A 4,418-nucleotide genomic window follows, 5' to 3' on the forward strand; every position below is an offset into this window, starting at 1 on the left:
CCATGGACGGGCCAAGTGGTCATTTTTCATTTCGGTTCTGTCCATGGTGGTTCCCTTGGCCACACCAGAGGTGGCGAAAAGGTTTCAGCGGGGATGGCCACAACAGTGGGCATCAGCGGATGGAATTGTCTGAAGGCCATTCATTGGCTGCATCTGGACGGCTGTCCCAGGCGGGTCATGCGACCCCGCCGTCGTCCAATCCCCATGCAATCGCGCATGCCGTGGACCAGCAATTCGCTTGCTGGATCCGACCGCGGCGCAACTTGGATTGTCAGGCAACACAAAGGGAGCTGCCGGTTGACCAAAAGCACGATCAAGTGCCGCTGCGAACCGGATGCCGGACGATCAATGTTGATGGGGAGGGCAGGCGTCTTCAGGCCCCGAGCTCGGACGCGTGTTGAGCTCGGGGTTAATTGCCCGCGATCAGATTCCCTGCTCGATGCAGGCCACGACGGAATGGTACAAAGCTCGGCATGATGGACGGTTAATGCGTAGCTTTGGCGCAAATGTCAAATGGCCGGAGCTCAACGGCACTGTCTCATCCCGATCCCGCCTTCCAGTCAGCAAACCCGTGCGTGTGAGGATCCAGGTGCCCGTCCTCCAAATCGTAACCTTGCTTCTTGCGCTCCGAACGCCTTGGGAGCCAACAATTCCGACAGCCTGAAACCTGGGTGGCGAACTGCCGCCAAACGCCAATTCATCCCCGTCTGAGTTGAATTCCAGGAGCCGGGCCCCATGTCGATTGGATCATGTTCGGACCTTTGTCGCAGAAACGATACCTGACCCGCGCCGGGAGCCTCCAAACGGGCTCGTGACCCGGCTGGGGAGGCGTGCCTCGTAGGCCCTCCCAGCCGGGCGGACATGCTCTCTCCAGCAAAGTGATCGATCCGATGCCTGCCCGCAGGCCGACGGCCCCTGCCATCCTTGGCCGGACCTGCCCTTCAGCCCCGCGCGGAAGGCCATGTGAGGTCAGATGGACATGCGACATGATGAACTGGCTGCCACGGCCAGCGACAACGCGCGCGCAAACGCTCCAAGCCGAAACCTCAAGCCTGGGAACCGGCGCCATCAACCAAGTGAAGCCCCTCGCCCCATCGAAGTTGACGAAGACATGGCTTGGCAGCGGCGGACGTGGGTCATCCAGAGGATAGGTTGGCTCGCCATGGGCGGCCTCGTCCTGACCGCTCTGACCGGCGTCTTCGGATCCGGCCCCGTGAGCTGGCAGCAGGCGAGCGATCCGGCTGGCCTGCTGCGGGTCGAATTCGAACGCTTCCAGCGACAGGAATCCGAATTCACCCTGCGGGTGGATATTGCGCGCGAAGCGTCGACCGAAGATGCCATCCCGCTTCGCATGAGCGGCACCTTCCTCGATGCGGTCGAGGTGAAGGGGATCGTGCCCGAGCCCCAGGAGGCCAGGAGCCTCGGCGGCGACGTCGAGTACGTCTTCCCGGTGGCGCAGCCAGGCCGGGCGGCCACGATCCGTTTCGCGCTGAGGATGCGGGATGTCGGCTCCCACTCGGCCGAGATCGGTCTGGGCGGCCGCGAGCCGGCCCGCTTCACTCAGTTCGTCTACCCCTAGCCCGTGGGGCCACAATCATGGACTCGGTGCTCAGAGCCGCCTTCATCTATTTCTTCCTGCTGATCGTGTTCCGTATCGCAGGCCGCCGCACGCTCTCAGAGATGACGCCGTTCGATTTCGTCCTGTTGCTGATCATCGGCGAGGCGACCGAGCCGGTGCTGCTCGGCGACGATCCATCGGTCGTGCACGCCGCCCTGGTGATCATCACGCTGCTGTTCATCAACATCGGCATGTCGCTGATCAAGAGCCGCTGGAAGACCATGGAGAAGCTCATGGACGGCGTGCCGACGATCATCGTCGAGCATGGCCGTCTCATGCAGGAGCGCATGAACACGGCGCGCGTGAGCCGGGACGACGTGATGGAGGCCGCCCGCCGCATGCATGGGATCGAGCGGCTGGATCAGATCAAGTACGCCATCGTCGAAGTCAGCGGCGGCATCACCATCGTGCCCCAGGCGAACGGGTAGGTCCGCCATGAAACCAATGTACAGGATCCTCTATCGCCCGCTGCCGCGAGCGTTGCGGCGACGGCCTCCGACAACCGCGGAGGCCGTCAGGAAGGCTGCGCGATGGCATGCCGGCTTGGCGATCATTGTCGCCATCCTGGCGTGGGCGCTCTATGCATACTACCAATAGTGGGACTTCCTTAGTGGGACTTACTCCCGGTCCTGAGATCGACAATCTGGGGTTGCTACCCCCGCGGAGGCCCGAGCGGGCTTGGGGCGGTCCGGACCGGAACGTCGAGCATCGCCTTCTCGCTTGGCGTGAGGTGCCGCACCGCGCCCCTTGGCAGATCCCCCAGCCGGGCTATGGTTGCATTCAATGCGTCCGCAATCCGATCCCTGCAACACGCCCGTGCGACCCACCGTCTCCATCCCGCACGTGGTTCCGAGTTCCGTGGCAAGTCCCTCCACGAGGAGCCATCGCTCCCAGTCCGGCATGAGGCTCCATCCCGGATCGCTCAGGTGAGCTTGGGGGAGGCGGTAGTGGAAGGCCGGGCGCGGGCCAATCTTCTCATGCGGGAGCGCGCGGCGGACCTTCCCCTCATTCATCCAGGCGAGGAGCGGCAGGAGATCGAGTGCCCTGTTCCGGGTAGGGTTCGCCGCCAAGTAGTCGTCCGTCAGCTCGGCCAAGCCAGGCCAGTACCCGTGATCGAGCACTCGCCTGGCGTAGTCCTGCGGGAATGCGGGCGGAAGCGCGATGGTGAGCCGCCGGCTCCCCCGCGCGGTCTCCCGGCGCAGGCGCCCTTCAAGGAGGAGGAAGGCCTTGAGGAACGCCGTCACCGTCGGCGCATCGAGGCAGGGCGGGTCGACGTTGAAGTGGAGTCCGAGCGAGTCCAGCAGGACCGCGCCCCGACCGCGGCCGCCGACGGAGCGCAGGACATCCATGACGTCCTGCACCTCGGACAGCCGTCCGATCGGCAATGGGGACGTGACGAGCTCCCGCGGGACGAAGGGCGAGAGGAGATCGCCGAGCAACGCTGCGGTCCGCCCGTCGAGCCTCATGCCGAGGCCGTTGCGTCGCTGGGGGTGGACGTGCCTCAGGTCCGTTTCGACGCGCATGTCGCCGAGGCGGGTGCCGAGGATCCTGTAGGCATGCGGATCCTCCATGGAGATGGACCCGCCAAGATCGCGGGCGACGGCCTCGGCGGCGGCGCGCGCGCCAGGTCCCATGAACTCGATCTCGACCCCAACCCGGCGCCATGGGTCGCCCGCCGTTCCAACCGGCGTGCCAAAGTTCTCAAAGCGGTTCGCAAGGTCATGCATCAGCCGGACATGGGCGTGGCCGGGACGAATGACAATGTACGGCCGCGCTCGAGGGTCGCACATGGAGGAATCGTAATGTTCCCATCATCTTTCCTTAAGGGCCGGGTGCCTGCACATCCCACACGGAACGTGCCAAGTGCCCGAACAGGGGAGATGCCGCGATGCGGGCTTCCCCGGGGATGTCCCGAGAACGCGCCGTCCATGGCCCGCCATCCTCAGACTGGCGCTCCTGGTCTCGTTCGAGACGGCCGTCCTCATGGTCGGGTTGGCGATGGTCCTGTCGCTGCCGTTCGCACTCGCCGCCCTCGTGCCGCATCTCCGGGTCCGCGTCGCGTAGGGCGGCCGTCATCGTCACGATCCCCTAATCAAGGGCCAGTACTCGGTCGTGGCTTTTCGTTGGGAATCCGCCGGCCGGCCTTGCAGCACCGGGAAACGCTGCCTACGTAAGGAATGTCACGAGGGTCCGGGCCCCTCTGGCGAGCGGGTCGCCGCTCGCGATGTCGGACTCCTTCTCTTGCACTTGCGCCCACGAGCGCGAACGCAACTGGAGGATCCGAGCATGGATTCCAACATTTCAATGCTGAACGCGCCGACCATCCTCATGGTCGAGGACGATCCCGTTTTGCGCGACGAGATCGCGCGCGCCCTCAGGGAAGCCGGCTGCGACACCGTCCTCGCCCCGACCGAGGAGGTGGCCTTGAGACTCATGGCGGCAGCCGAGTTCGACGGCCTCTATTGCGGCGTCGGCCACTTCGGCTCGGCGGAGGCCTGGAAGGTCGGCGCCATCTTCCATCTCCTGTGGCCAAAGCGGCCCGTGGTCCATGCCTTCGGCCCGCACGAGGCGTCGCCGCCCTCCCTGCAGAACGCCGTGTCGCTGCGGAAGCCCTTCCCGATCGGCGCCCTCGTCGATCGCCTCGTCGGCCATCGTGCGGCTTTCGGCACCACCCCAAGGCAGCCCGGCAACGTTCCCGAGAACGAAATCGAACGTCGCATCGAACGCCGCGCGAGGGCCATCGCGCAAGTCTCAAGCAAACCCAATCGGAGCATCGCTCGATGAACACGCCCCATACCTG

5 protein-coding genes are annotated in these 4,418 nt (G+C 65.1%); 3 read left to right on the forward strand and 2 right to left on the reverse strand.

The genetic code is table 11. The features are described 5' to 3' along the window. Nucleotides 1-973 precede the first annotated feature (973 nt). Together AA309_RS32735 and AA309_RS30815 are read left to right on the forward strand one after the other, a co-directional pair. Entirely contained in the window at nucleotides 974-1,579 is a 606-nt protein-coding gene (locus tag AA309_RS32735; RefSeq protein WP_052955132.1) for a hypothetical protein, read from the forward strand. A gap of 17 nt (nucleotides 1,580-1,596) precedes the next feature. Continuing rightward, entirely contained in the window at nucleotides 1,597-2,046 is a 450-nt protein-coding gene (locus AA309_RS30815; protein WP_047192842.1) for a DUF421 domain-containing protein, read from the forward strand. 189 nt (nucleotides 2,047-2,235) lie between these two features. Here the strand turns inward: AA309_RS30815 and AA309_RS30820 are convergent, their stop codons facing one another. Both AA309_RS30820 and AA309_RS34935 read right to left on the reverse strand, forming a co-directional pair. Beyond that, nucleotides 2,236-3,408, reverse strand: coding sequence for an amidoligase family protein (locus tag AA309_RS30820; protein ID WP_244470558.1), 1,173 nt, complete (start codon nucleotides 3,406-3,408; stop codon nucleotides 2,236-2,238). A gap of 31 nt (nucleotides 3,409-3,439) precedes the next feature. After that, nucleotides 3,440-3,694 carry a hypothetical protein gene (locus AA309_RS34935; protein ID WP_150117861.1) on the reverse strand — a complete coding sequence of 85 codons (255 nt, stop codon included), beginning with the start codon at nucleotides 3,692-3,694 and terminating at the stop codon, nucleotides 3,440-3,442. A gap of 210 nt (nucleotides 3,695-3,904) precedes the next feature. Between AA309_RS34935 and AA309_RS30830 the strand changes: the two genes are divergently transcribed. Then, entirely contained in the window at nucleotides 3,905-4,402 is a 498-nt protein-coding gene (locus AA309_RS30830) for a response regulator (protein ID WP_047192844.1), read from the forward strand. Nucleotides 4,403-4,418: the final 16 nt, after the last annotated feature.

Source organism: Microvirga vignae, assembly GCF_001017175.1.
GTDB lineage: Bacteria > Pseudomonadota > Alphaproteobacteria > Rhizobiales > Beijerinckiaceae > Microvirga > Microvirga vignae.

Excerpts from the sequence above, each read along its gene's own strand:
- AA309_RS30830 (WP_047192844.1), top strand. The coding sequence starts at position 3,905 with ATGGATTCCAACATTTCAATGCTGAACGCGCCGACCATCCTCATGGTC.
- AA309_RS30820 (WP_244470558.1), bottom strand. The coding sequence starts at position 3,408 with ATGTGCGACCCTCGAGCGCGGCCGTACATTGTCATTCGTCCCGGCCAC.
- AA309_RS30815 (WP_047192842.1), top strand. The coding sequence starts at position 1,597 with ATGGACTCGGTGCTCAGAGCCGCCTTCATCTATTTCTTCCTGCTGATC.
- AA309_RS34935 (WP_150117861.1), bottom strand. The coding sequence starts at position 3,694 with ATGACGGCCGCCCTACGCGACGCGGACCCGGAGATGCGGCACGAGGGC.
- AA309_RS32735 (WP_052955132.1), top strand. The coding sequence starts at position 974 with ATGGACATGCGACATGATGAACTGGCTGCCACGGCCAGCGACAACGCG.